Raw genomic sequence first — 26,054 nt, 5'->3', positions numbered from 1 at the left:
TGGACGGGAAGCGGTGCGGGGTTCATGCGTGGATCCCGCACTCGGTCTTGGTGCTGCCGGCCCAGCGGCCGCTGCGCGGGTCCTCGCCGGGGGCGACGCGCCGGGTGCAGGGCCAGCAGCCGATCGACGGGTAGCCGTCGTCGACGAGCGGGTTGACCAGGATCCGGTGCTCGGCGACGTAGCGGTCGACCTGCTCGTCGCTCCACCGCGCCAGCGGGGAGACCTTGACCTTGCCCTTGCGGGCGTCCCAGCCGACGACCGGCGCGATCACCCGGTTGTGGGTCTCGGCCCGGCGCAGCCCGGTGGCCCAGGCCTGGTAGCCCGAGAGCGCGTCGGCCAGCGGCTGGACCTTGCGCAGCTGGCAGCACAGGTCCGGGTCCCGGGCGTAGAGGTCGGCGCCGTGCTCGGCGTCCTGCTCGGCGACGGTCTGCTTCGGCGTGATCGTGAGCAGGTTGACCGGCAATGTCGTCGCGACGGCGTCACGGGTGCCGATGGTCTCCGCGAAGTGGTAGCCGGTGTCGAGGAACACCACGTCGATGCCGGGTGCGACCCGCGACGCGAGGTGCGCCAGCACCGCGTCCCCCATGGAGGAGGTGATCGCGAACCGGTCGCCGAAGGTCGCGACCGCCCACTCGATGATGTGCTCGGCCGGCGCCAGCTCGAGCTCGGCGCCCACGTGGGAGACGATCTCGCGCAGCTCCTCGGGGGAGCGGTCCTGCGTGTGGCTGCCGCGGTAGGCGCGCGCCGCGGCCGTGGTCGCGGCGGTCACGGGGTCGGCCCTCCGGACCCGGACGGACGGATCAGGCCCAGCATCTTCACGGTGAACGCGCGCAGGCACGAGCGGCACTCCCACGCGCCGTGCGTGGCCTCGTGGGGCCAGAGGTTCTCGTCACCGCAGTAGGGGCAGTGGAACGGCACCGCGCGGCCGCTCATGCCGGGGTCCCGGCGAGCACCCGGTCGCCGCGGAGCAGCTCGTCGTCGGCGCGGGCCGCCCACGCCGCGAACGACTCTCCGTCTCGCCGGTCGGCGAGGAAGGCGCCGACCACGTTGGTGATGTAGTCGTCGAGGCCGGTGCTGGTGACCTTGTGGGCGCGCAGCTTGCGGCCGAAGTTCGCGCCCAGCCCCAGCGCCCCTCCGAGGTGCACCTGGAAGCCCTCGACCTGTCGGCCGTCGGAGTCCATGACCAGCTGCCCCTTCAGGCCGATGTCGGCGACCTGGGTGCGGGCGCAGGCGTTGGGGCAGCCGTTCACGTTGACGGTGATCGGCACGTCGAGCTCGGGGAACCGCTGCTCGAGCACGTCCACGAGGTCTGCGGCCCGGGCCTTGGTCTCCACGATCGCGAGCTTGCAGAACTCCAGGCCGGTGCAGGCCATCGTGCTCCGTCGCCAGTTCGACGGCCGGGCGCTGAGGCCGATCGCGTCCAGGTCGGCGACCAGCGCCTCGACGTCTGCGGGCTCGACGCCGAGCACCACGATCTTCTGGTACGCCGTCAGCCGGGCGCCCGCGGCGCCGTACCGCTCGACGACGTCGGCCAGGCCGACCAGCGTCGACCCGTCGACCCGGCCGGCGACCGGGGCGACGCCCACGTAGAACCGGCCGTCCTTCTGCTCGTGGACGCCGATGTGGTCGCCCTGCCGGGTCGGGACCTCGGGAGAGGGGTTCGAGACCAGGGCCCGGCCCAGGTAGCGGGTCTCGAGGACCTCGCGGAACGTCTCGACCCCCCAGTCGGCGACCAGGAACTTCAGGCGGGCCCGGGAGCGGAGCCGGCGGTAGCCGTAGTCGCGGAAGATGGAGGCCACGCCCTCCCAGGCGTCGGCCACCTCCTCCAGCGGGATCCAGACACCGAGCTTCTGGGCGAGCATCGGGTTCGTGGACAGCCCGCCGCCGACCCACAGGTCGAAGCCCGGGCCGTGCTCGGGGTGGACGGTGCCGACGAAGGAGACGTCGTTGACCTCGGGCGCGACGTCGTGGCTGGGGTGCCCGGTCAGCGCGGTCTTGAACTTGCGCGGCAGGTTGGAGAAGTCCGGGTTGCCGATGAACCGGCGCTTGATCTCGGCGAGGGCCTCCGAGCCGTCGATCAGCTCGTCCTTGGCGATGCCGGCGACGGGGGAGCCAAGGAACGGCCGCGGGGAGTCGCCGCAGGCCTCCTGGGTCTCGAGGCCGACGGACTCGAGCCGCTCCCAGATCGCGGGCACGTCCTCGATCCGGATCCAGTGGTACTGGATGTTGCTGCGGTCGGTGACGTCCGCGGTGCCGCGGGCGTAGGTCTCGGAGACCTCGCCGAGGGTGCGGAGCTGGTCGACGCCGAGCAGGGCCCCGTCGCTGCGGACCCGCATCATGAAGAACTCGTCGTCGAGCTCCCAGGGCTCGAGGGTGGCGGTCTTGCCGCCGTCGAAGCCGGGCCGGCGCTGGGTGTAGAGCCCCCACCAGCGCATCCGGCCGCGCAGGTCGCTGGGGTCGATCGAGGCGAAGCCGCGCCGGGAGTAGATGTTCTCGATGCGGGCCCGGACGTTGAGGGCGTCGTCGTCCTTCTTGGCCTGCTCGTTGGCGTTGAGGGGCTCGCGGTAGCCGAGCTCCCACTGGCCCTCACCGCGCTTGGGGCGCGGGATCACGGCGGGGGAGGGTGTGCTGGGGACGTCGTTCATCGGGTTCCTTCGAGGCAGGTGACGCTCGAATCGCTCAACCCCCGATGCCTCGACGCTGGGGCATGCGGGTCGGCCTGCGACCGGCGCCCGGGGTGTCCATCGGATGAATGGTCTGGCGGGCGGCCGGGTCCGAGGGTTGCTCGGGCCCGGTGGTCAGTGAGGCCAACAGATCATGCTGCGCGTACGCCCGTAGTCCACGTGGCGACGGACCACGAGGTAGGTGTGCGTTGCGGCGCTGATCATGGGAGCAGTCTCACGGTGCGGACGCCCCACCCACAAGCGCGGATCTCGTGATGTGGGACGCGTGTCCGTGATGTGAGACCGTCGGCGGCCCGCACGCGGGGCCGCCAGCGCCCCCGTGGGCCAGGTCACTAGTCTGTGCGGCATGACCGACACCTCTGCACTGATCAGCTCCGCCTACAGCCAGGCCCTCGAGGTGATCGGCTCGGTCGAGCCGCGGATCGCCGAGGCCACCCGCCAGGAGCTCGCCGACCAGCGCTCCTCGCTCAAGCTGATCGCGAGCGAGAACTACGCCTCGCCGGCCGTGCTGCTCACAATGGGCACCTGGTTGAGCGACAAGTACGCCGAGGGCACGGTCGGTCACCGCTTCTACGCCGGCTGCCAGAACGTCGACACCGTCGAGTCGTTGGCCGCCGAGCACGCCCGCGAGCTGTTCGGGGCGCCGTACGCCTATGCCCAGCCGCACTCCGGGATCGACGCCAACCTGGTCGCCTTCTGGTCGATCCTGGCGCACCGGATCGAGGGGCCCGCCCTGGAGCGACTGTCGGCGAAGAACGTCAACGAGCTCTCCGACGAGGACTGGGAGACGCTGCGCCGCGAGTTCGGCAACCAGCGGCTGCTCGGGATGTCGCTGGACGCCGGCGGTCACCTGACCCACGGCTTCCGGCCCAACATCAGCGGCAAGATGTTCCACCAGCAGCAGTACGGCACCGACCCCGGGACCGGGCTGCTCGACTACGACGCGGTGCGGGCCAAGGCCAAGGAGTTCAAGCCGCTGGTGCTCGTCGCCGGCTACTCCGCCTATCCGCGGCGGGTGAACTTCGCGAAGATGCGCGAGATCGCCGACGAGGTCGGTGCCACGCTCATGGTCGACATGGCGCACTTCGCCGGCCTGGTGGCCGGCAAGGTGTTCACCGGTGACGAGGACCCGGTCCCGTTCGCGCACGTCACCACCACCACCACCCACAAGTCGCTGCGGGGTCCGCGCGGCGGCCTGGTCCTGGCGCAGGAGGAGTACGCGCCCTCGGTCGACCGCGGCTGCCCGATGGTCCTGGGCGGTCCGCTCTCGCACGTGATGGCCGCCAAGGCGGTGGCCCTGGCCGAGGCGCGCCAGCCCGCCTTCGCCGACTACGCCCAGCGGATCGCGGACAACGCGAAGTCACTGGCCGAGGGCTTCACCAGCCGGGGCGCCACCCTGGTCACGGGCGGCACCGACAACCACCTGGTGCTGCTCGACGTCTCCTCGTTCGGCCTCACCGGCCGGCAGGCCGAGTCCGCGCTCCTCGAGGCCGGCGTGGTCACCAACCGCAACTCGGTGCCGGCCGACCCGAACGGCGCCTGGTACACCTCCGGCATCCGGTTCGGCACCCCGGCGCTGACCACGCGTGGCTTCGGGCACGACGAGTTCGACCGGGTCGCGGAGCTGGTCGTGGACGTGCTCGAGGGCACCGAGCCGGGGACCACGAAGGCGGGCGGGCCGTCGAAGGCGTCGTACCGGCTGGGGGAGGGGGTCGCCGACCGCACCCGCGCGGCGTCCGCCGAGATGCTCGACAAGCACCCGCTCTACCCGGGGCTCGAGCTCACCTGAGCGAGCGGTAGACCCGCATCGTCTCCTCGGCGATCGCGGGCCAGCCGAACGCGGACCTGGCGCGGTCCCGTCCGGCCCGGCCGTACGCCGCGGCCCGGTCGGGATCGGAGACCGCCTCGACCAGTGCCGCGGCCAGGTCGGCGACGTAGCGCTCGGGGTCCAGCGGCGTCCCGGTGCCGTCGGTGGCCTGCTCGATCGGCACCAGCCAGCCGGTCTCGCCGTCCACCACGACCTCGGGGATGCCGCCCGTCGCGGTGGCCACCACGGCCGTCTCGCAGGCCATCGCCTCGAGGTTCACGATGCCCAGGGGCTCGTAGATCGACGGGCAGGCGAACACCGTGGCCTGGGTGAGCAGGGCGACCACGTCGCGCCGCGGCAGCATCTCGTCGATCCACACGACGCCGTCCCGGGCGGCGGCCAGCCCGTCGACCAGGCCACGCACCTCGGCCTCGATCTCCCGGGTGTCCGGGGCGCCCGCGCAGAGCACGAGCTGCACCTCGGACGGCAGCTCGGCCGCCGCGCGCAGGAACAATGGGAGCCCCTTCTGACGGGTGATCCGGCCGACGAAGACCACACTCGGGCGGTCCGGGTCGACACCCAGCTCGCGGACCCGGTCGGGGTCGGGGGCCGGCGACCACAGCTCGGTGTCGATGCCGTTGTGCACCACGTGCACGCGCCCCGGGTCGACGTCGGGATAGCTGCGCAGCACGTCGTCGCGCATGGCGCCGCTCACCGCAACCACTGCCGCGGCCGCCTCGTACGCCGTCCGCTCGGCCCAGCTGGACACGGCGTAGCCACCGCCGAGCTGCTCGGCCTTCCACGGGCGCATCGGCTCCAGCGAGTGGGCGGTGACCACGTGCGGCACACCGTGCAGCAGCGAGGCCAGGTGGCCGCCCATGTTGGCGTACCAGGTGTGGGAGTGGACGACGTCGGCGCCGGCGCAGGCCTGGGCCATGGCCAGGTCGACGCCCAGCGTGCGCAGGGCCCCGTTGGCGTCCACCAGCTCCGCCGGCTCGGCGTACGACGTGGTGCCGGCCTCGTCGCGGGCCGCGCCGAAGGCGTGCACCCGGGCGTCGACGTCGGGACGGGCCCGCAGCGCCCGGACCAGCTCGGCGACGTGCACCCCGGCCCCTCCGTAGATCTCCGGCGGGTACTCACGGCTGAGGATGTCGACGCGCATGAGGTGAAACTACTCCCCTTCGACCTGGGCGCACCCCCTGCCCGCGGGCCGGAACCTTCGCTAGGTTCGTGACATGTCACCCGCTGCGCGCAAGAAGGTCCTGACGATCGTGCTGGCCGGCGGGGAGGGGAAGCGCCTGATGCCGCTCACCGCCGACCGGGCCAAACCGGCGGTGCCCTTCGGCGGCACGTACCGGCTGATCGACTACGCACTGTCGAACGTCGTGAACTCCGGCTACCTCAAGGTGGTCGTGCTCACGCAGTACAAGTCGCACAGCCTGGACCGGCACATCACCACCACCTGGCGGATGTCGACGCTGCTCGGCAACTACGTGACCCCGGTGCCGGCCCAGCAGCGGGTGGGCAAGCGCTGGTACCTCGGCAGCGCCGATGCGATCTTCCAGTCGCTGAACCTGCTCAACGACGAGCGGCCCGACATCGTCGTGGTGGTCGGCGCCGACCACGTCTACCGCATGGACTTCGCGCAGATGGTGGAGGCGCACGTCGAGTCCGGCCGCGGCGCCACCGTCGCGGCGATCCGCCAGCCGATCGGCCTGGCCGACCAGTTCGGCGTCATCGACGTCGACCCGGACGACCCGAGCCGGATCCGCGCGTTCCTCGAGAAGCCCACCGACCCGGTCGGGCTGCCGGACTCCCCGCACGAGGTGCTCGCCTCGATGGGCAACTACGTCTTCGACGCCGTCGCCCTCCGGGAGGCGGTCACCGCCGACGCCGAGCGGGAGGGCTCGCGCCACGACATGGGCGGCGACATCATGCCGTCGTTCGTGGCCCGGGGCGACGCCGGCGTCTACGACTTCAAGGACAACGAGGTCGCCGGCTCGATCGACCGCGACCGGGACTACTGGCGCGACGTGGGGACGATGCGCTCCTACTACGACGCGCACATGGACCTGGTCTCGCCGCTGCCGACGTTCAACCTCTACAACTCCGCGTGGCCGATCTACACCGACTACGGCCCGAACCCTCCCGCCAAGCTGGTCGAGGGGGAGGGCGGCCGGCAGCCGGTCGTGCACAACTCGATCCTGTCGCCGGGCGTGGTGGTCTCCGGTGGCTCGCTGAGCAACTCCGTGCTGTCGCCGGGGGTGTGGGTGAAGTCGGGGGCCGAGGTCACCGGCTCGGTGCTGCTGTCCGGGGTCCGGGTCTGCGAGGGCGCCGTGGTCCGCAACGCGATCCTCGACAAGTACGTCGAGGTGCCCCCGGGCGTGCAGATCGGCGTCGACCCCGAGGCCGACCGGGCGGCCGGGTACGTCGTCGAGGACGGGATCACGGTGCTGTCCAAGAACCAGGGCGTCGCGGGCGCGTGACCGGCCGGCTCGCGGCCATCGTCATCGACGCGCTCGAGCCCAGGGTGGTCGCCGACTTCTGGTGCCGGGCCCTCGGCTGGCAGGTCGTCGAGGAGGACGAGGACGGCATCAGCATCGGCGCGGCCGACGGCTCGTGGCCGACCATCGACGTGTTCGCGGTGCCCGAGCGCAAGGCCGTCAAGAACCGACTGCACCTCGACCTCCGCGCCGAGGGCACGACGACCGGCGAGGAGCTGGACCGGCTGCTCGCCCTGGGTGCGCGGCCGGTCGACGTGGGCCAGGGGAGCGAGGTCTCCTGGGTGGTGCTCGGCGACCCCGAGGGCAACGAGTTCTGCCTGCTCTCGCGCACCGTCGAGGAGATGCGTGGCTGAGCCCGGCCCCCGGTCACATGGCCGGGGCGACGTCCCACTCGGGCCGGCGCTGCGCGGGCACCGGCCGGGACGGTGCCGGGGCGTAGGTGACGGCACTGATCGCCTCCACCCGCACGAGTGAGTGCTGGTGGTCGACGGTCTCCAGCAGCACGCCGTACCCGTCGTGGGCGACCGGCGTCCCGCTGAGCCAGCAGCCCTCGACCAGCACCCGCACCTCGGTGCCGGCCTCCGCGGCCCGCGAGAGCAGCGTCCCCATCGTGTAGATCGTGCTCGAGCTCCCCATGATGATCCCCCCTCATCCCCTGGTGCTCGACGATACGCGCGCGTCTCGGCGCCCGGGAAGCACGAAACGCCCGCGACCGGCAGCGGTCCAGACGTGTCCGACCGGTCAGACGACCGGGGTGGTCCGCTCGACGATCGACCGGAAGTCCGCCCCCGGCAGGGTGCCGAACGTCCCCTGATAGCCGCCGTCGAGCCGGCTCGCGCAGAACGCGTCGGCCACCTCGGGCGGCGCGAAGCGCACCAGCAGCGCGCCCTGCAGGCAGGCGGCCATCTGGCCGGCCAGCCGCCGGGCGCCGACCTCGAGAGCGCCGGCGTCGCCGAGCAGCGCCAGCGCCCGGTCGATCGCGTGGTCGAGTCGCGGGTCGGCGCCGCGGGCTTGACCGACCTCGGTGATCCAGGCCTGCAGCACCTCCGGCTCGCGGCCGAGCGCCCGGAGCACGTCGAGCGCGTTGACGTTGCCCGAGCCCTCCCACACGGAGTTCAGCGGCGACTCGCGGAAGAGCAGCGGCAGCCCCGACTCCTCGACGTACCCGTTGCCGCCCAGGCACTCCAGCGCCTCGGCGACCATGGCCGGGGTGCGCTTGCACACCCAGAACTTGGCCAGGGGCAGGGCGATCCGGCGCAGCGCGGCCTCGTGCGGGTCGTCCCGGCCGTCGACGGCGGCCGCCAGCCGGATCGCGAGCGCGGTGGCCGCCTCGGACTCGACGGCGAGGTCGGCGACGACGTTCTGCATGAGCGGCTTGTCGGCGAGCGGTGAGCCGAAGGCGGCGCGGTGCGCCACGTGCCACGAGGCCTCGGCCAGCGCCCGACGCATCAGCGAGGCCGAGCCGAGCACGCAGTCGAGCCGGGTGGCGGCGACCATCTCGATGATCGTGCGCACGCCGCGGCCCTCGTCCCCGAGTCGCGTCGCCCAGGTGCCGTGGAACTCCAGCTCGGAGGAGGCGTTGGAGCGGTTGCCGAGCTTGTCCTTGAGCCGGACCACGTCGAGCCGGTTGCGGGTGCCGTCCTCGAGCACCCGGGGCACCACGAAGCAGGTGAGCCCGTCCTCGGCCTGGGCGAGGGTGAGGAACACGTCGTTCATGGGCGCCGAGGTGAACCACTTGTGTCCGTGCAGCGTGTAGCCGCCGTCGCCCGCGGGCCGGGCCTCGGTGAGGTTGGCGCGGACGTCGGAGCCGCCCTGCTTCTCGGTCATCCCCATCCCGGCCAGCGCGCCGCGCTTGTCGGCGGCCGGCCGCAGCCCGGGGTCGTACGTCGTGGACGCCAGCAGCGGGGTCCACTCCTTGGCAATCGTCTCGTCGGCACGCAGCGCCGGCACCGCGGCGTACGTCATGGAGATCGGGCAGCCGTGCCCGGGCTCGGTCTGGCTCCAGGCGAGGAACCCGGCCGCCCGGCGCACGTGGGCGTGCGGGGAGTCCGACTCCCACGGCGTGGCGGCCAGGCCGTGGCCGACGGCCCGCTCCATCAGCCAGTGCCAGGACGGGTGGAAGGCGACCTCGTCGATCCGGTTGCCGTAGCGGTCGTACGGCGTGAGCTCGGGGTGGAAGCGGTTGGCGAGCATCCCGTGCTCGCGGGCCTCGGCGGTGCCGGCCTCCTCGCCGAGGGCGGAGAGGTCGTCGACGACCGCCGGCTCGGCGTGCCGACCGACCGCCTCGACCAGGGCCCGGTCGGCGGTGACGACGTTGTGGCCGGCCAGTGGCGGCGCCTGGTTGGTGGCTACCCGGAAGTCGGTGTCCATGTCGATACCGTAGGCCCCATGGCCGCGGACAGGGAGCGTGACGGGCTGGCCCGGACGGCGGCCCGGCTCCTGTGGCGGCTGATCGTGCGCACCGTGGCCTCGTGCATGCGGCACCGGGTGACCGGGCTGGCCGCGGAGGCGGCGTTCTTCGCGGTGCTGTCGATGCCGCCGCTGGTCTTCGCGCTGGCCGGGGCGATCGGCTACGTGGGGGAGCGGTTCAGCGACGACCAGGTGATCGAGATCCGGCAGGCGGTGCTCAACCTGGCCAACCAGGCGCTGACCGACAGCGCGGTCGACAAGATCATCGTGCCGACGCTGGACGACGTGCTCTCGAGCGGCCGGTTCGACATCATCTCGATCGGCTTCATCCTCGCGCTGTGGTCCGGGTCGCGCGCGCTGAACGTCTTCGTCGACACCATCACGATCATGCACGGCCTCGGCGGCCACCGGGGGATCGTCAAGACCCGGGCCCTGTCCTTCGGCCTCTACGTGATGGGGCTGGTCACGGGCGTGATCACGCTGCCGCTCGTGGTGGCCGGCCCGAGCCTGGTCGGCGCGGCGCTGTCAGGGCGGCTCGACTTCCTGGCCGACCTCTACTGGCCGACCGTCATCGTGCTCTGCATCTGCTTCCTGGCGACGCTCTACCACGTGTCGGTGCCGGTGCGGACCGCCTGGCGCTACAACCTGCCGGGGGCGACGTTCAGCCTGGTCGCCTGGATCTTCGGCTCCTACCTGCTGCGGTGGTTCCTCACCGTCACCGCCGCCGAGTCGGCCTCGGTCTACGGACCGTTGGCCGCCCCGATCGCCGTCCTGCTGTGGCTCTACGTGGTGTCGATCGCGGTGCTCATCGGTGCCGCGCTGAACGCCGCCGTCGACGAGGTCTTCCCGCAGAACTCGACCGAGCGGGCGCGCACCGAGCTGCTGCGGCGGCTGAGCGGGGTGCTGCCCGCGCGGATAGCCGACCGGTACACGCCGCGCCAACCGCCCCGGGGAGTCGAGAAGGGCTGACCCCCGCGTGTCACACTTCTCCGCGTGGGAAACGTCAACCTGCCGACCCCGGTCGTCCTCGCGGGGGCGGGTCTCTGCCTGCTCGGGGGCTACCTCGTGGGCGTCGTGGCCGGGCCGGACACCCCCGAGCGCACCATCGGCGTCGTGGAGAGCTACGAGTCGAGCACCCAGCGGATGTGCCTGGTCGGTGACGGCGTCGACGAGCACGAGGGCGCCGACGACGGCCGGCTCTGCGGGATCTGGCAGCGGGCCGGCAACTCCCCGCGTCCGGAGGAGGGCGACCAGTTTCGCTTCGTCTCGATCCTGACCGAGGGCCTCGAGGGGCCCGAGGACGACCGGGTCGCGATCTTCGGCGAAGTCGACCGCTAGCCGTGGCCGAGGAGACCCGTCCGTCCGCCTTCGAGCGGATCGCGCTGCCGGAGGCACAGCACTCGCCGTGGTGGCAGCTGGGCCGACGCGTGCTGCTGGCGCTGGGGATCATCGTCACGGTGGTGCTGATCGTCTGGCTCGACGCCGACGGCTACAACGACAACAGCGACCCGACCAACGAGGTCGACTTCCTGGACGCCGTCTACTACACGACGGTCACGCTGAGCACGACCGGCTACGGCGACATCGCACCGGTCACCGAGCGGGCGCGGCTGATCAACGCGTTCGTGGTCACCCCGGCCAGGATCGGCTTCCTGGTGCTGCTGATCGGCACCACGCTCGAGGTGCTCGCCTCGCAGGGGCGGGAGATGTTCCGGGTCGCCAGATGGAGGAAGTACATGGATGAGCACGTCGTCGTCATCGGCTACGGCACGAAGGGCCGGGCGGCCGTCGGCACGCTGCTGCAGAACGGCCTGCGCAAGGAGTCGATCGTCGTGGTCGACCCCAACCCGGCGGCGCTCGACGACGCGCACGAGGACGGCCTCGCCGTCGTCACCGGCGACGCGACCGGCCGGCAGGTGCTGCGCCGGGCCGGCATCCAGCGCGCGAACCAGGTGATCATCACCACCGACCGCGACGACTCCACGATCCTGGCCACCCTCACTGTGCGGCAGGTCAACCCGGACGCCTACATCGTGGCGGCGGTCCGCGAGCAGGACAACGTGCCGCTGGTGCGCCAGAGCGGTGCCGACGCGGTGGTCACCTCCAGCGAGGCGGTCGGCCGGCTGCTCGGGCTCTCCTCGGTGTCGCCGACGCTGGGCGAGGTGATGGAGGACCTGCTCACCTACGGCACCGGGCTCGAGGTCGCCGAGCGCGACCTGCTGGTCACCGAGGTCGGCAAGCAGCCCCAGTCGCTGCCGGACCAGGTGATCTCGGTGGTGCGGGACGAGAAGGTCTACCGCTACTTCGACCCGGTCGTGACCCAGCTGGCGCGCGGTGACCGGCTGATCGTCGTACGCCCGGCCAAGGAGCTGCCGTGGGCGCCGCGGCCAGGGACCCACAACGAGGACACCACCGTCGACGAGGACGACTAGCGGGGGCCTCGGCTCATGTCGTCCGGTAGCGCGCCAGCCAACGGCGGTCGATCCGGCGCTTGAGCCAGAGCGCGGAACGGCCCAGCCACCACCGGTCGCCGCGTGCGGCGAGGCCGAGGCCCTGACCGAGGTCGAGCACCGCGAGGGCCTTGGCCTGCGGCTGGTACGTCGGCAGCGGGTCGCCGGCCCGACGCGCGAGCAGGCTGGCGTGCAGCACCGGTCCCTGGCGGACGCCGTGGACGCCGACCCGGGGGAGTCGCCGCGGGAGGAAGTGCGCGCAGTCCCCGGCGGCGTACAGGTCGTCGTGGGCACGGTGCAGCAGGGTCGCGCGCACCGGGATGCCGTTGCGACTGCCGAGGTCGAGCTCCTCGACCAGAGGCGGCGCCGCGAGGCCGGTGGCGAGGATCGCGAGGTCGTGGTCGAGCTCGGAGCCGTCGGTGCGGCGGGCCACCCGCTCGCCGAGGTGGGTGATCGCGCAGCCGGTGCGGACCTCGACGCCCCGCTTGCCCATCAGGCGCTCCAGCCGCCTGCCGGCGCCCTCCGGGAGCTCCGGGGTCAGCCGTCGACCGGCCTCGACCAGCCGCACCTGGGACACCGCCGGGTGGCAGGCCAGCTGAGCGGCGAGCTCGACGCCGCTGGAGCCGCCGCCCACGACGGTGACCCGCGCCGCTCCTCGGAGCCGGGGGTCGGCGAGGTGGGCCCCGAGGCTCTCCAGCGCGCTGAGCGGCTTCACCCGGAGCACGGCGTCGTCGACGGTCATGTCGGGTGGAGCGACGACGCTGCCGATGTTGAGGGAGATGACGTCGTAGGTGAGCTCGGTCCCGTCGCCGGCTCTCGCCGTCCGCGTCTCCAGGTCGAGGTCCGCGAGCACCCCGTCGTGGTGCTCGACTCCGGCATGACCGGCGAGCGCCGCGACGTCGATCCGCCCGGTGTCGGCGGGGAGCTCACCGGCGGCGGCGGCCGAGGCGACGCCGCTGTAGTGGAAGGTGCGCGGGGACAGCAGCGTCACGCGGTAGCCCGCGGCCAGGAGCTCCGCGGCGTGCTTGACCACGTAGAGGTGGGCGTGGCCGGCGCCGACGAGCAGCAGATCCATGGGGCCATCCTGCCCGGAGATCGGTTGTGTGCCTGAGACCGGGCTATGGCGCCCTCTGAGGCACACGACCTGATGTGCCTGGGCGGTGAAGCTGGTGGGCGATACTGGGTTTGAACCAGTGACCTCTTCCGTGTCAAGGAAGCGCGCTACCACTGCGCCAATCGCCCGTGCTCTTCAGTTGTGGTGTGCTGGTGTGGAGGTGGGTACGGGATTTGAACCCGTGTACACGGATTTGCAGTCCGTTGCCTCGCCTCTCGGCCAACCCACCGTGGAGGTCCAACGTGGGGAGAGACCTCTCCGAGCGGACGACGAGGCTCGAACTCGCGACCTCAACCTTGGCAAGGTTGCGCTCTACCAACTGAGCTACGTCCGCCTGCATCCCGGCGTTGACCGGGCGTGCGTGAGAACACTAGCCGACCTCCCGGGGGAGGCAAAATCCGGGTCGGGCGGCGCGTGTCCGAGCGGTTCGACGCATAGATTGGCCCCATGCGAGCGTGGGTGAACGGGCAGCTGCAGGCGGATCCGGCCGGACCGGCGATCTCGGTGACCGACCACGGGTTCACCGTCGGCGACGCCGTCTTCGAGGCGATCAAGGTCGTCGATGGCCGGCCGTTCGCGCTCACCCGGCACCTCGACCGGCTCGCCCGCAGCGCCCGCGGCCTGGGCCTGCCCCCCGTCGACGACGCGCTGGTACGCCGCGGGGTGGAGGCGGTGCTCGACGGCCACGAGCTGCCTCGGGGTCGGATCCGGATCACCTACTCCGGCGGCCCGGCGCCCCTCGGCTCCAACCGCGGCGACGCCGACCCCACGCTGGTGGTGGTCGCGGCCCCGATGGCGCCCTTCGAGCCGACGACGGCCGTGATCACGGTGCCCTGGCCCCGCAACGAGCGGGGCGCGCTCGCCGGCCTCAAGACCACGTCGTACGGGGAGAACGTGCTGGCCCTGGCGCGGGCGGCCGAGGCCGGCGCGAGCGAGGCGATCTTCGCCAACACGGTGGGCAACCTGTGCGAGGGCACGGGAACGAACGTCTTCTACGTCGTCGACGGCGAGCTGCGGACGCCGACGCTGGCGTCGGGCTGCCTGGCCGGGGTGACCCGGGCGCTGCTGCTGGAGTGGTGCGACGTCCGCGAGGTGGACGAGCCGGTGGAGGTGCTGGGGGAGGCCTCGGAGATCTTCCTGGCCTCGACCACCCGCGACGTCCAGGGCGTGCACGCCTGTGATGGCCGGTCCCTCCCCACGCCGGGACCGGTCACCACCGAGGCGGCACACACCTGGGCGGCCCGGGAGTCGGAGAGCCCCGACCCCTGACGGGCGGGCTCCGGTGTGGAGCCCTCAGGCTCCGAGCAGCTGGTCGATGAGCTGGTCGACGTCGACGCGGTCGGACTCGAGCCCGGCCGGCACGAGGGCCAGCGTCCGGTTCACGAACCGGGTGATCTCGTGCGTGGAACCCTGGACGAGGAGCTCGCCCTCAGGGGAGTGCAGCTCGACGATGACGACCGCCCGGCCGGACGTGTCGAGGCACGGCCACACGTGCACGTCGCCATCCCCGACCGGGTCGGTCAGTCCCCGAGCGAGCAGGTCGCGAGCGAAGGTCCACAAGACATCCCCCCCAGGTGACTTGAACGTGGCGGTCACGGCGTAGGGGTCGTCCGGGCAGTAGCCCAGCTCGGCCGCCAGCGTCATGGACAGCCCGTCCACGTCGACGCACTCCATCGCAATGGTCTGCGTGACGTGTTCAGTGCATGTCTTCCGGTCCTGCTGCATCTCGCACCTCCTCGTTGCCCTCTTGACAGGTAAACGAGCCGGTGACGGAACCATGACGGGAAAATCACAGAAAGCTTTCGCGGCGCCCCCGATTCAGGATCCGAGGGGGTCTGCGCTAGAGTTCCCGGCGCACCACGCGGGCGATTGGCGCAGTGGTAGCGCGCTTCGTTCACACCGAAGAGGTCACTGGTTCGAACCCAGTATCGCCCACCGAGATAGCCGCAGGGCAGAGGCCGGTTTCCCGCGAAGGGAACCGGCCCCGTGTCATCTACGCGCCAGATCGCGAGGACCCCGAAGAGCTGCGCGGCCCCGAAGAATCGATGATGACCGTGAGGTGCGAGGCGGCTGCAGCGCTAGTCGTCGGCCGGGTCCTCGCGGTCCCTCTCCTCCTCGGCGGCGTCCTTGGCGTCACCGGCCGCATCCTCGGCGGCGTCCTTGTTGTCACCGGCTGCGTCTTCGGCGGCGTCCTTGGCGTCGCCGGCTGCGTCTTCGGCGGCGTCCTTCTCCGCCTCAGCGCGGTCCTTGTCCCTATCGCGACCGTCGGGATGGCTCGTGGACCCGGTGCCGGGCTGGTGCGGAGTGGGCTGGGTCGATGCGGGGACTTCAGAGGTTGTAGCACCGCCGGTGCCCGTCGCGCTGGGGCCGCCGTCGGAGGGCGACGGAGTGCCACGACCCTCGGATCGGTCCCCTCGGCCGTCTCGATTGCCCCGGCCATCCTCGCGAAGTCGCGGGTCGCCAGCTCGGTCCTGGTCGAGGCCGCCCGGGGTGTCCTCGGGTGCGGGGACGGTGGGGGCCGGCTCGGCGGACTCCTCCTCCAGGATCGGGATGTCCTGCGTGAAGGCCTGGTCGAACACGCGCTGGATCGGCTCCGGCAGCACGTCGAGGACGCCCGCGCCCCCGACCGCCGCCAGGGCCACGGAGGTTCCGATCAAGGATTGGCCGACGAGGCCGAGTCCCGCGAGCCAGCGGACCACTCGGCCCCGCACCGACGCCACGGACGGGAGACCGCGATCCGGGAGGCCCCGATCCGGGAGGCTTGGGGCGGGTAGCGGCAGTCCGGTCAGTCGTTCGGCGTCGACGTAGGCGAGGGAAGCGTCCTTCGGCAGCGGCATGGTCACCGGGTAAGCGCGCTCCAGGATCAGCGCCAGCTCGTGGAGCTGCTCGAACTGCTCGTGCTTCGTGGGCCTCATGAGCGCGCCTCCTGACTGTGCGGATCGGGTGATGACGAGCGGCGCGAGTCCTGACTGCGCAGTGCGGTCGATGCTGAGGTCGCCGTAGATGCGGAGCAGCAGCACGTCCCGCTGTTCTGGTGACAGTGCTTGGAGCAGAGCTCGTGCCTCGGCTGCTGCTGCCCGGTCGAGGACTGATTCCTCCGCACTCGCGGTGACGCGCAGGTCCTCCTCGGGACACCATTCGTGCTCGGTGGGTCGTCGCCCTCGACGCCGCTGTTCGTCGACCAGCCGGCGCCGCGTCACGGTGAACAGCAGCGCTGCGAATGCGTCCGGTCCACCGTTGAACTGCTCGATCCGGGAGAACACGGCGAGGAAGACGTCGTTGGTCAGTGCCTCGGGGTCCGCTGAGCCGCGGGCACGGACGAAGCCGTGAATGCGTGGCGCGTAGGCGGCCCACAGGTCGGTGAACGCCCACTGCTCCCCACAGCAGGCTGCCGCCAGCAGGCGGGCGAACTGTGTGGGGGGCACCTGCGAAGTGTGGGGCCTTGTCGCGTCCACGTCTGCCGATCTCTCGAAGGATCCGCGGCAGCGGGCGGATCGCAGGCTCGGGCCGCGGCGTGAGCCACGATCGCGAGCCTGCGGCCGCTGCCGTCAGGCGTCCCAGGAGCAGTCGTAGGAGAGACTGCCGCTGACATCGCCGTCCTCGGTGCCTCTGGACTCGTCGAAGGACCAGTCGACGCCGCAGTTCCCGCTCTCCGAGCCGCCGTCGTAGTCGCAGTCATAGCCGTCGACCTCGCTGCCCGAGCACGACAGACCCCTGTCACCGGGCTTCTTCGTGATGAGATCCTTGGAGAAGTCCATGCCGCCCACGAACTGCATCGACTCGGTGTCGATCGTGTACGTGAACTCCTGGCCCAGCTGCGGCGAGACGCACTTGAACCCCAGGACGCCGGGGAGGAAGCGGCAGTCCCACAGGGCCGAACCCGTGCCTGCGCCACTCCACGAGCAGTCGAAGTCGAGGTCGGCGTCGACATCGCCGCCGTCAGCGTCCTCGTAACCACCGGCGGACGCCGAGTAGGAGCAGTCCCAGTCGATGTCGGAGTCAGCTCGGTCGTCGGACTCGGAGAACGAGCAGTCCCACGACGTGTCCATCGACCAGTCGCTGGCCGGACCATCGGAGGATGCGTCGTAGGAGCAGTCCTCGCTCGTGTCCACCACGCCGTCGTCGTAGTCGCTGGAGCAGTCGAACGACTCGTCGTTGGAGACGTCGTCGCCGTCGTCGGAGGAGGAGTCGAAGGAACAATCGGCGTTGCCGGTCGGGCTCGCCGCGAGGACGACCCGCCTCAGCTCACCGTTGGTGCCCCTCTTGCGGAGGACCTTGGCGCCGCGGGCGAGGTCGTTGAGGTCACCACGGGTCCGCTCGCCGTCCCGGCTCTTGAGGACGACGCGGGTCTGCTTGGACACCTCCGCCCAGCCACGGTTGCCGTTGGGCTTGTCGATGCGGACCTTCATGGCCTTGGCGCGGACGTCGCCGACATGCTTGGCGCCCGACGCCGCTACGGCCGGTTGGCCGACGAAGGTGAGACAGGCCACTGCCAGGATGGCGACGGCACGTCCCAAGAACGTGGGGGACATGGTTACTCCTCAGGGGTCGGTGGCGCCGGCGGGAGGCGCCTTCGACCGGAGAATCGTCTCCCGGCCCTGCAGGGGTACTCGGTCGGCGGAGACGACTAGACCGGTGACAGGTGGTCCCCGAGGGGGTTCGACCAAGCCCTCGACGTACGCGCGGAGCTGTGCGACCGACTCAGCGGGCAGGTCGGGGTCATCCTCGGTGCACGCGGAGGCCTCGGTAGCGGCCCGTCGATGAACGTCGGAAGCGATGCGAACCCAGTGTCGCCCACCAGAATCGCGTCACTGGCCGCCCCGCCACGGGCGGCCTTTTGCGTGCAGACTGGGCAGATGGTCGAGCTCCTGCTCATCGCCCTCTCGGTCCTGGCGTTCGCGCTGGTCTCCGGCAGGCTGGCGATGACCCCGGTCACCGCACCGATGGTGTTCACCACGATCGGCCTCGTCGTCGGCGTCGGTGGCCTCGGCTGGTTCGACCTCGAGCTGGAGGGCGAGGCGGTCTCGATCCTGGTCGAGGCCACGCTGGTGCTGGTGCTCTTCACCGACGCCATCCGGATCGACCTGCGGGTCATGCGCCGCCAGGCCACGCTGCCGGGCCGGATGCTCGGGATCGGGATGCCGCTGACGATCCTCGCCGGCACCGGCGTCGCGCTCCTCGTCGTACCCGAGCTCGGGATCGCCGAGGCCGCCCTGCTCGCCGCCGTGCTCGCCCCCACGGACGCCGCGCTCGGGCAGGCCGTGGTGAGCGACCGCCGGCTGCCGGTCCGGATCCGGCAGGCCCTCAACGTCGAGAGCGGCCTCAACGACGGCATCGCGGTCCCGGTCGTGACGGTGCTGCTCGCGGTCACGGTCGCGGAGGAGGTCGGGGGAGCGAGTGACTGGCTCGAGCTGGCCGCCCGACAGGTCGGGTTCGGGGTGCTCGTCGGGCTGGCGCTCGGGGCCCTGGGCGGCCGGCTGCTCGACCACCGCGCCTCGGCCGGCGCCGTGGAGGGCGTCTACCGGCAGCTGGCCACGATCGCGATCGCCGTCTCCGCGTTCGCCCTGGCGGGCGTCCTCGACGGCAACGGCTTCATCGCCGCCTTCACCGCCGGCCTCGCCTTCGGCCAGGTCGCCCGGCGCCAGTGCCACGGCGTCCAGGACTTCACCGAGGACGAGGGCGAGCTCCTCGGCGCGGTCACCTTCCTGATCTTCGGCGCCGCGGTGGTCGGCCCGGTGCTCGGCGACCTCAGCTGGCAGATCGCCGGGTACGTCGTGGCGTCGCTCACCGTGGTCCGGATGGTCCCGGTGTTCCTCTCGCTCACGGGCTCGGGGACGCTGATCGAGACCAGGCTGTTCTTCGGCTGGTTCGGGCCGCGCGGGCTGGCCTCGATCCTGTTCGCACTGCTCGTCGCCGAGGGTCTGGAGACCGAGGGCGGGGAGCTGGTCTTCACGATCGCCGCCTGGACCGTCCTGGTCAGCGTCTTCGCCCACGGCATGACCGCCTCCCCGTGGGCCGGGCGGCTCGGACGCCGGCTGGCCGCCGAGACGGAGGCCATGACCGAGATAGGCCCGGCCGAGGAACTGCCGACTCGGCGCCGTCTCGCGCCGTAGCCCGTGAACCGGCAGGGGACCGGGGAGGCTCAGCGCAGGTTCGCCGGCAGCAGCTGCTCGGTGCACTCCGAGCCGACGCAGGTCCGGGCCTTCGCCAGCACCCCGGACAGCTCGTCGACCAGGTCGGCGTACTCCGGGTCGATCGCCAGGTTGTCGTACTGCTCGGGGTCCTCGAGCACGTCGTACAACTCCACCAGGATGCCCGGCTTCGCGTCCCCGGGCTCCGGCTGGTGCTCGGTGTAGAGGTAGCGCCCGGTCCGCAGCCCGGAGATCTTCGCCAGCAGCATGTCGTCGGTCTGAGAGCCGACCGGGTCGACCGCGGCGGTCGCGGCCTGGACCGCCCTGGTCGGCTGGGTCTCGGTCAGCACCACCCGGCTCCACGTGTCGCCGTCCGACTCGTCGCCGAGCCGGGCCACGTCGAGCAGCGAGCGGCCGTCGACCGAGGTGGTCGGGTCGACGTCGGCCAGGTCGGCGAACGTGGAGGCGTAGTCGACCGAGAGGAACGGGTCGGTCCGCACCTCGTCCCGCGGGATGCCCGGGCCGCGCATCAGCACCGGCACCCGCAGCGACGGCTCGTAGGGGAGGATCTTGCCCTGCGGCCGGCCCTGCTCACCCTGGAAGTAGCCGTTGTCGCTGGTGAACAGCACCATCGTGTCGTCCAGCTCGCCGGTCCGGCGCAGCGTCCCGATGATCCGCCCGACCGACTCGTCGACCACCGTCAGCGCCTCGGCCCGCTGCCGGGTCGCCGCGAGCACCTTCCGCAGTGTCGCCTCGGACAGGTCGCGGCGCAGGATCTTCGGCTTGTCGCTGCGGTCCGGGTCGTCCCAGTCCGCCCCCGGCGCCTCGGTGATGACGTCGTCGAAGGCGCCCCACAGGGACTTCGGGCGGGCCGGGGTCACGATCCCCTCGGGGTCGTCGGACTCGCGCGGGCCGCCGTGGTGCGGGGCCGTGAACGAGACGTAGCTGAAGAACGGGTCGTCCTGCCCGGACAGCTCCTCCAGCGTCTCGCCGGTCAGCCGGGCGTAGGCCCGGGACTGGTACTCGCCCTGCAGCGGCAGGTAGCCGAAGCCGTTGTCGTTCAGCGTCGTGTCGTAGAACCGGTAGGTGCCCCCGTCGTCGGGGTGGCCGGGCGGCATCCCGCCGTCCACGGAGCCGAGCCACCGGTCCCACCCGGGCGGGACGTACTGCGTCGACGTGCCGGTGTTGTTGCCCGGCCGCGGCTCCCGGCCGTACCCGTTGAGGTACTTCCCCAGGTACGTCGTGGTGTAGCCGCTCTGCTGCAACCACACCGGGAACGTCGAGGCGTCCTCGAACGAGGAGAACCCCCACGGCGGCTGGTGCGACCACACGCCGTGGTTGTGGGGGAGCTGCCCGCTCAGCACCGAGGCCCGGGCCGGGCAGCACAGCGGGAAGCCCGAGAAGCCGTTCGTGAAGGTGACTCCCTGCTTGCCGATGAGCTTGCGCACGTTGGGCATCCAGCGCAGCTCGTCGGTGCGCATGTCGTCGACCATGATCATCACGACGTTCGGCCGCTCGCTCAGCGCCGCCCTCGCTCGCACCCGCTCGCCGCCGTCGACCCGGACCGAGGCCCGGACCGTCCCCGAGCGCGCGCTGGTCTCGTCGTCGCGGTCCGGGACGCAGGCACGGTCGTAGGTCAGCCGGGTCAGCAGCGACGACCGCACGGCCCGCACCTCCGGGCGGCACGAGCCGTCGGGGGCGGGCTCGCCACGCCGGAGCACGATCCGCTCCCCGTTGAGCGTCACCGCCAGCTTCTCCGACCACGGTCGCTCGCCCGTGTGCACGGCCACGCTGACCCGGGTGCCGGAGTTCTCCACCGAGACCCGGGTCGTCATCGGCTCGTCCGAGCCCCGGGTGGTCGGCTCCTCGGGGATGGTGATCCCGACCGGCCCGTCGCTGCCACCGTCGACCCCGTCGACGACACCGGACCGATCGAGGGCGACGTAGCCGCCGGCCCCGAGCACGACCAGCAGCATGGCCATGAGCCACGGGCGCTTGTCGGTGAGCAATCCGGTTCCTTCGGGGCGGGTCAATCCCGGGCGCGGCGCGGCCCGAGGTACGGATACGATCGTAGAGCCCCGGTGCCAGCGCGCCGCCCCGATCCTCCAGGAGTGTCCCCGTGTCCGAGATCCAGGTCACCGTCGTCACCGCCGACGCGAAGGCGCAGCAGACGGTGACGTCCGGCACCCGGGCCTGGGAGCTCTTCACCGACACCCCCGAGGTGATCGCCGCCCGCGTCGACGGGCAGTTGCGCGACCTCGCCCACGAGCTCACCGACGGCTCGGACGTCGAGGCGGTCGCCATCGACTCCGCCGACGGCCGCGACATCCTGCGGCACTCGACCGCGCACGTCCTCGCCCAGGCGGTGCAGGACCTCTTCCCCGACGCCCGGCTCGGCATCGGCCCACCCGTGGTGGACGGCTTCTACTACGACTTCGACGTCGAGACCCCGTTCACCCCGGCCGACCTCGAGAAGATCGAGACTCGGATGCGCAAGATCGTCAAGGAGGGCCAGAAGTTCTCCCGGCGGGTCACCACCGACGCCGACGCCCTCACCGAGCTGCAGGACGAGCCCTACAAGCTCGAGCTGATCGGTCTCAAGGGGACCGGCAACGCCGAGGACGCCGCCGAGGGCGCGTCGGTCGAGGTCGGCGGCGGCGAGCTGACGATCTACGACAACCTCGACCGCAGGGGCGAGGTGACCTGGAGTGACCTGTGCCGTGGCCCGCACCTGCCGACCACGAAGCGGATCCCGGCGTTCAAGCTGATGCGCTCGGCCGCGGCGTACTGGCGCGGCGACGAGCGGAACAAGCAGCTCCAGCGCATCTACGGCACCGCCTGGGAGTCCAAGGAGGCGCTCGCGGAGCACCTGCACCGGATCGAGGAGGCCGAGCGCCGCGACCACCGCAAGCTCGGCCGTGACCTCGACCTGTTCAGCTTCCCCGACGAGCTCGGCTCCGGCCTGGCCGTCTTCCACCCCAAGGGCGGGGTGCTGCGCCGGGTGATGGAGGACTACGTCAAGCAGCGGCACATCGAGGAGGGCTTCGAGTACGTCGCGACCCCCCACATCACCAAGGAGGGGCTGTTCCACACCTCCGGGCACCTGCCGTACTACGCCGACGGCATGTTCCCGCCCATGGAGATGGAGGGGTCGAACTACTACCTCAAGGCCATGAACTGCCCGATGCACAACCTGATCTTCTCCTCCCGCGGGCGGTCCTACCGCGAGCTGCCGCTACGGCTCTTCGAGCTCGGCTCGGTGTACCGCAACGAGAAGTCCGGTGTGGTCCACGGCCTGACCCGGGTGCGCGGTCTGACCATGGACGACTCGCACTCCTACGTCACCCGCGAGCAGGCGCCGGCCGAGATCACGCACCTGCTCGACTTCTGCCTGAGCCTCTTCCGCGACTTCGGGCTCGACGACTTCTACCTCGAGCTGTCCACCCGCGACGACACGAACCTGGACAAGTTCGTCGGGTCGGACGAGGAGTGGGCGGCGGCCACCCGGGTGCTCGAGGACGCGGCCCGGGAGTCCGGCCTCGAGCTGGTGCCCGACCCGGGCGGCGCGGCGTACTACGGACCGAAGATCTCGGTGCAGGCCCGGGACGCCATCGGCCGCACCTGGCAGATGTCGACGATCCAGTACGACTTCAACCAGCCCCGCGGGTTCGAGCTCGAGTACCAGGCCGCCGACGGCACCCGCCAGCGGCCGGTGATGATCCACTCGGCCAAGTTCGGCTCCATGGAGCGGTTCCTCGGTGTGCTCGTCGAGCACTACGCCGGCGCCTTCCCGCCCTGGCTGGCCCCCGTCCAGGTGCAGGCGATCCCGGTGGCCGAGCGCCATGCCGACCACCTCCACGACGTGGCGCGCCGGATGAGGGCCGCGGGGCTGCGGGTCGAGGTCGACGACTCCGACGAGCGGATGCAGAAGAAGATCCGCAACGCCCAGCTCCAGAAGGTCCCCTTCATGATGATCGCCGGCGACGACGACATCGAGGCCGGTGCCGTCTCGTTCCGCTACCGCGACGGCCGCCAGGACAACGGCGTGCCGATCGAGGAGGCGATCGCCCGGGTCGTCGAGGCGGTCGAGTCGCGCGAGCAGGTCTGACGTGGGGGAGGACCTGCACCAGGACGGCATCGGCGAGTCCGACGACCTCGAGCGGCTGTGGACCCCGCACCGGATGGCCTACATCCGCGGGGAGAACAAGCCCACCGACCGCACCGAGGGGGAGTGCCCCTTCTGCCGGATCCCGGCGATGGGCGACGAGGAGGGGCTCGTCGTGCACCGCGGGGAGCTGGCCTACGCGGTGCTCAACCTCTACCCCTACGCGCCCGGCCACCTGATGCTCTGCCCGTTCCGGCACATCGCCGACTACACCGAGACCACCGACGAGGAGGCGGCCGAGATGGCCGACCTGACCCGCCGGGCGATGTCGGTGATCCGGTCGGTCTCCGGGGCGCACGGCTTCAACATCGGGATGAACCAGGGCGCGATCGCCGGCGCCGGCATCTCCGCGCACCTGCACCAGCACGTCGTGCCGCGCTGGTCCGGCGACCAGAACTTCATGCCGATCATCGGCCGCACCAAGACCCTGCCCGAGGTGCTGACCGAGACCCGGGCGCTGCTGGCCCAGGCATGGCAGGCCTGAGCCCGGCATGAGCGACCTGCGCGCCGACGCCGACCTCGCCGCCGGCGTCGTCCGCGAGGCCGGTGAGCTGGCCCTGGCCATGCGGGCCGAGGGGCTGGAGGCCGAGCAGAAGACCTCCGTCTCCGACCTGGTCACCGCCGCCGACCGGGCCGCCGAGGCCCTGGTCGTCGAGCGGCTCCGCGCGGCCCGGCCCCACGACGCGATCGTGGGGGAGGAGGGGGCCGCCCACTCCGGGACGAGCGGCCGGACCTGGGTGATCGACCCGGTCGACGGCACCTACAACTTCGTCGCCGGGATGTCCTGGTGGTGCTGCGCGATCGCCCTCACCGGGCCCGACGACGTGCTGCTCGGCGCCGTCCACCACCCGGCCGAGCGGACGACGTACGTCGGCGGGCCCGGGCTGCCCACGACCCGGGACGGCCGGCCGGTCCCGCGGCTCGAGGACCGGTCGCTCGCCACCTCGTCAGCCGCGACGTACCTGCACCCGCCCTTCCACGGCACCGTCGTCGGTGACGCCTGGCGCCGCGCGGCGTCGGGGGCGGCGACGCTGCGGATGCTCGGCTCCGGGAGCCTCGACGCGACGGCCGTGGCACAGGGACGCTTCGGCGTGCTCTTCCAGCACACGGTGCCCGACCACGACCGGCTCCCGGGCGCCGGGCTGATCCGCGGCGCCGGCGGCACCACCCGGCAGGTCACCGCCGGCGGGGTCGTGTGGTCGGTGGCCGGCGCGCCGACGGCCGTGGCCGAGGTCTGCGCCGCGCTCACGGGCCGGTAGCCTGCTCCCGCCATGATGGAACGTTTCCGCGCCTTCTGGACGAAGGTCATCTCCCCGGTCGCCCACCTGCTGATCCGGCTCGGCGTGAGCGCCGACGCGGTCACCGTCGTCGGCACCCTCGGGGTCAGCGCCGGAGCCCTGATCTTCTTCCCGCAGGGCATGCTGCTGACCGGCGTGCTGGTGATCACGGCGTTCGTGTTCAGCGACCTTGTCGACGGGCACATGGCGCGGCTGACCGGCAAGACCAACAAGTTCGGGGCGTTCCTGGACTCGACGCTGGACCGGATCGGCGACGGCGCGATCTTCGCCGGTCTGGCGCTCTACTTCGCCGGCCCGGGGGACAGCGACCTCTACCTCGTGCTGACCCTGGTCTGCCTGGTGATGGGCGGGGTGACCTCCTACGCCCGGTCCAAGGCCGAGGGGCTGGGCTTCACCGCCAAGGTCGGCATCGCCGAGCGCGCCGACCGGCTCGTCGCGATCCTCGTGATGACCGGACTCGGTGCCCTGCTGGGTCTGCCGGTGCTGATGCACCTCACCCTCTGGGCGCTGGCGCTGGCCAGCACGGTCACCGTCGTCCAGCGGGTCTGGGTCGTGCGTCAGCAGGCCTACGCCGGGACGTAGGATCGGGGTATGGAGAACCAGAACCCCACCACGGGCACGTCCGCCGTCAAGCGCGGCATGGCGGAGATGCTCAAGGGCGGCGTGATCATGGACGTCGTCACCGCCGAGCAGGCCAAGATCGCCGAGGACGCCGGCGCCGTGGCCGTCATGGCCCTCGAGCGGGTGCCCGCCGACATCCGGGCCCAGGGCGGCGTCTCGCGGATGAGCGACCCGGACATGATCGACGGCATCATCGAGGCGGTCTCGATCCCGGTGATGGCCAAGGCCCGCATCGGCCACTTCGCCGAGGCGCAGGTGCTGCAGAGCCTCGGCGTCGACTACATCGACGAGTCCGAGGTGCTGACCCCCGCGGACTACGCCAACCACATCGACAAGTGGTCCTTCACCGTCCCGTTCGTGTGCGGTGCGACCAACCTCGGTGAGGCGCTGCGCCGGATCACCGAGGGCGCGGCGATGATCCGCTCCAAGGGCGAGGCCGGCACCGGCGACGTCTCCAACGCGGTCACCCACATGCGCACGATCCGCGCCGAGATCCGCCGGCTGGCGGCCCTCGAGGCCGACGAGCTGTACGTCGCGGCGAAGGAGCTGCAGGCGCCGTACGAGCTGGTCAAGGAGGTCGCCGCCAACGGCAAGCTGCCGGTCGTGCTGTTCACCGCCGGTGGCATCGCCACCCCGGCCGACGCCGCGATGATGATGCAGCTCGGCGCCGAGGGCGTCTTCGTCGGCTCCGGCATCTTCAAGGCCGGCAACCCCGCCGAGCGCGCCGAGGCCATCGTCAAGGCCACCACCTTCCACGACGACCCCGACGTGGTCGCCAAGGTCTCGCGCGGTCTCGGTGAGGCCATGGTCGGCATCAACGTCGAGGAGATCCCGCAGCCGCACCGGCTCGCCGAGCGCGGCTGGTGAGCCC

Annotated in this window: 24 protein-coding genes and 4 tRNA genes; 14 read left to right on the top strand and 14 right to left on the bottom strand. The window is 71.7% G+C overall.

Going from position 1 to position 26,054, the window contains the following annotated elements:
- Positions 1-22: 22 nt before the first annotated feature.
- Genes IE331_RS09245 through IE331_RS09235 form a run of 3 tightly spaced genes read right to left on the bottom strand, consistent with a single transcriptional unit; the run spans position 23 to position 2,645 of the window.
- The gene (locus tag IE331_RS09245) at positions 23-769 is read right to left on the bottom strand and encodes a phosphoadenylyl-sulfate reductase (RefSeq protein ID WP_192142735.1); all 747 of its coding nucleotides are present in this window, start codon (positions 767-769) and stop codon (positions 23-25) included.
- Positions 766-933 carry a hypothetical protein gene (locus IE331_RS09240; RefSeq protein ID WP_192142733.1) on the bottom strand — a complete coding sequence of 56 codons (168 nt, stop codon included), beginning with the start codon at positions 931-933 and terminating at the stop codon, positions 766-768. Before IE331_RS09240 ends, IE331_RS09245 begins: the two co-directional genes overlap by 4 nt.
- Positions 930-2,645 (bottom strand): nitrite/sulfite reductase, encoded by a 1,716-nt coding sequence (locus IE331_RS09235; protein WP_192142731.1) that lies wholly within the window; start codon positions 2,643-2,645, stop codon positions 930-932. The genes IE331_RS09240 and IE331_RS09235 overlap by 4 nt, the downstream gene beginning before the upstream one ends.
- A 385-nt stretch (positions 2,646-3,030) precedes the next feature.
- Between IE331_RS09235 and IE331_RS09230 the strand changes: the two genes are divergently transcribed.
- Positions 3,031-4,473: a glycine hydroxymethyltransferase gene (locus IE331_RS09230; RefSeq protein ID WP_192142730.1), complete on the top strand. Its 1,443-nt coding sequence runs from the start codon at positions 3,031-3,033 to the stop codon at positions 4,471-4,473.
- Here IE331_RS09230 and glgA read toward each other — a convergent pair.
- Positions 4,466-5,653 (bottom strand): glycogen synthase, encoded by a 1,188-nt coding sequence (glgA, locus tag IE331_RS09225; protein ID WP_192142728.1) that lies wholly within the window; start codon positions 5,651-5,653, stop codon positions 4,466-4,468. The genes IE331_RS09230 and glgA overlap by 8 nt on opposite strands.
- A 73-nt stretch (positions 5,654-5,726) precedes the next feature.
- Here glgA and glgC point away from each other — a divergent pair, with 73 nt between their 5' ends.
- Positions 5,727-6,977: a glucose-1-phosphate adenylyltransferase gene (gene glgC, locus IE331_RS09220; protein WP_192142726.1), complete on the top strand. Its 1,251-nt coding sequence runs from the start codon at positions 5,727-5,729 to the stop codon at positions 6,975-6,977.
- Positions 6,974-7,348 carry a VOC family protein gene (locus IE331_RS09215; RefSeq protein ID WP_192142724.1) on the top strand — a complete coding sequence of 125 codons (375 nt, stop codon included), beginning with the start codon at positions 6,974-6,976 and terminating at the stop codon, positions 7,346-7,348. The genes glgC and IE331_RS09215 overlap by 4 nt, the downstream gene beginning before the upstream one ends.
- A 13-nt stretch (positions 7,349-7,361) precedes the next feature.
- Here IE331_RS09215 and IE331_RS09210 read toward each other — a convergent pair whose 3' ends face one another.
- Entirely contained in the window at positions 7,362-7,631 is a 270-nt protein-coding gene (locus tag IE331_RS09210) for a hypothetical protein (RefSeq protein ID WP_192142722.1), read from the bottom strand.
- A gap of 105 nt (positions 7,632-7,736) precedes the next feature.
- Complete coding sequence (locus IE331_RS09205; RefSeq protein ID WP_192142720.1) at positions 7,737-9,365, bottom strand: acyl-CoA dehydrogenase family protein; 1,629 nt, start codon at positions 9,363-9,365, stop codon at positions 7,737-7,739.
- Between the two features lie 18 nt (positions 9,366-9,383).
- Between IE331_RS09205 and IE331_RS09200 the strand changes: the two genes are divergently transcribed.
- The 3 genes from IE331_RS09200 to IE331_RS09190 are packed head-to-tail and all read left to right on the top strand — an operon-like array spanning position 9,384 to position 11,836.
- Positions 9,384-10,373, top strand: coding sequence for a YihY/virulence factor BrkB family protein (locus tag IE331_RS09200; protein ID WP_201931496.1), 990 nt, complete (start codon positions 9,384-9,386; stop codon positions 10,371-10,373).
- Between the two features lie 24 nt (positions 10,374-10,397).
- Positions 10,398-10,742, top strand: a complete 345-nt coding sequence (locus IE331_RS09195; protein ID WP_192142718.1) for a hypothetical protein — start codon at positions 10,398-10,400, stop codon at positions 10,740-10,742.
- Between the two features lie 2 nt (positions 10,743-10,744).
- Positions 10,745-11,836, top strand: a complete 1,092-nt coding sequence (locus IE331_RS09190; protein WP_201931495.1) for a potassium channel family protein — start codon at positions 10,745-10,747, stop codon at positions 11,834-11,836.
- A 13-nt stretch (positions 11,837-11,849) separates the two neighbouring features.
- On the opposite strand, the gene IE331_RS09185 is transcribed toward IE331_RS09190, so the two are convergent.
- From IE331_RS09185 to IE331_RS09170, 4 genes are all read right to left on the bottom strand, one after another.
- Positions 11,850-12,929, bottom strand: coding sequence for an NAD(P)/FAD-dependent oxidoreductase (locus tag IE331_RS09185; RefSeq protein ID WP_192142717.1), 1,080 nt, complete (start codon positions 12,927-12,929; stop codon positions 11,850-11,852).
- A 92-nt stretch (positions 12,930-13,021) separates the two neighbouring features.
- Positions 13,022-13,096, bottom strand: a tRNA-Val gene (locus IE331_RS09180).
- A gap of 27 nt (positions 13,097-13,123) precedes the next feature.
- A tRNA-Cys gene (locus IE331_RS09175) sits at positions 13,124-13,197 on the bottom strand.
- Between the two features lie 32 nt (positions 13,198-13,229).
- Positions 13,230-13,302 (bottom strand) — tRNA-Gly (locus IE331_RS09170).
- Positions 13,303-13,415: 113 nt separating this feature from the next.
- Here IE331_RS09170 and IE331_RS09165 point away from each other — a divergent pair.
- Positions 13,416-14,237, top strand: coding sequence for an aminotransferase class IV (locus IE331_RS09165; protein WP_192142716.1), 822 nt, complete (start codon positions 13,416-13,418; stop codon positions 14,235-14,237).
- 24 nt (positions 14,238-14,261) lie between these two features.
- Here IE331_RS09165 and IE331_RS09160 read toward each other — a convergent pair whose 3' ends face one another.
- Positions 14,262-14,693 carry an SsgA family sporulation/cell division regulator gene (locus IE331_RS09160; protein ID WP_201931494.1) on the bottom strand — a complete coding sequence of 144 codons (432 nt, stop codon included), beginning with the start codon at positions 14,691-14,693 and terminating at the stop codon, positions 14,262-14,264.
- Between the two features lie 138 nt (positions 14,694-14,831).
- On the opposite strand from IE331_RS09160, the gene IE331_RS09155 reads away from it, so the two are divergent.
- A tRNA-Val gene (locus IE331_RS09155) sits at positions 14,832-14,903 on the top strand.
- Between the two features lie 143 nt (positions 14,904-15,046).
- Here IE331_RS09155 and IE331_RS09150 read toward each other — a convergent pair.
- Both IE331_RS09150 and IE331_RS09145 read right to left on the bottom strand, forming a co-directional pair.
- Complete coding sequence (locus tag IE331_RS09150; protein ID WP_192142715.1) at positions 15,047-16,393, bottom strand: RNA polymerase sigma factor; 1,347 nt, start codon at positions 16,391-16,393, stop codon at positions 15,047-15,049.
- A 123-nt stretch (positions 16,394-16,516) separates the two neighbouring features.
- Positions 16,517-17,500, bottom strand: coding sequence for a hypothetical protein (locus IE331_RS09145; RefSeq protein WP_192142714.1), 984 nt, complete (start codon positions 17,498-17,500; stop codon positions 16,517-16,519).
- Between the two features lie 324 nt (positions 17,501-17,824).
- On the opposite strand from IE331_RS09145, the gene IE331_RS09140 reads away from it, so the two are divergent.
- On the top strand, positions 17,825-19,081 hold the full coding sequence (locus tag IE331_RS09140) for a cation:proton antiporter (protein ID WP_192142712.1): 1,257 nt from the start codon (positions 17,825-17,827) through the stop codon (positions 19,079-19,081).
- A gap of 29 nt (positions 19,082-19,110) precedes the next feature.
- On the opposite strand, the gene IE331_RS09135 is transcribed toward IE331_RS09140, so the two are convergent.
- Entirely contained in the window at positions 19,111-21,108 is a 1,998-nt protein-coding gene (locus tag IE331_RS09135) for a sulfatase family protein (RefSeq protein ID WP_192142710.1), read from the bottom strand.
- Positions 21,109-21,218: 110 nt separating this feature from the next.
- Here IE331_RS09135 and thrS point away from each other — a divergent pair, with 110 nt between their 5' ends.
- Genes thrS through pdxS form a run of 5 tightly spaced genes read left to right on the top strand, consistent with a single transcriptional unit; the run spans position 21,219 to position 26,050 of the window.
- Entirely contained in the window at positions 21,219-23,207 is a 1,989-nt protein-coding gene (thrS, locus tag IE331_RS09130) for a threonine--tRNA ligase (protein ID WP_192142709.1), read from the top strand.
- Between the two features lies 1 nt (position 23,208).
- Positions 23,209-23,748, top strand: coding sequence for an HIT family protein (locus IE331_RS09125; RefSeq protein ID WP_318646799.1), 540 nt, complete (start codon positions 23,209-23,211; stop codon positions 23,746-23,748).
- A gap of 7 nt (positions 23,749-23,755) precedes the next feature.
- Positions 23,756-24,523, top strand: coding sequence for an inositol monophosphatase family protein (locus IE331_RS09120; RefSeq protein ID WP_192142708.1), 768 nt, complete (start codon positions 23,756-23,758; stop codon positions 24,521-24,523).
- Positions 24,524-24,535: 12 nt separating this feature from the next.
- Positions 24,536-25,144: a phosphatidylinositol phosphate synthase gene (gene pgsA, locus IE331_RS09115; RefSeq protein ID WP_192142707.1), complete on the top strand. Its 609-nt coding sequence runs from the start codon at positions 24,536-24,538 to the stop codon at positions 25,142-25,144.
- 9 nt (positions 25,145-25,153) lie between these two features.
- Positions 25,154-26,050 (top strand): pyridoxal 5'-phosphate synthase lyase subunit PdxS, encoded by an 897-nt coding sequence (gene pdxS / locus IE331_RS09110; protein ID WP_192142706.1) that lies wholly within the window; start codon positions 25,154-25,156, stop codon positions 26,048-26,050.
- Positions 26,051-26,054: the final 4 nt, after the last annotated feature.

This window comes from Nocardioides donggukensis (assembly GCF_014842875.1).
Classification (GTDB): Bacteria; Actinomycetota; Actinomycetes; order Propionibacteriales; family Nocardioidaceae; genus Nocardioides; species Nocardioides donggukensis.
Note: the sequence above shows the minus strand (reverse complement) of the source record. Positions and strands in the feature narration are given on the sequence as shown.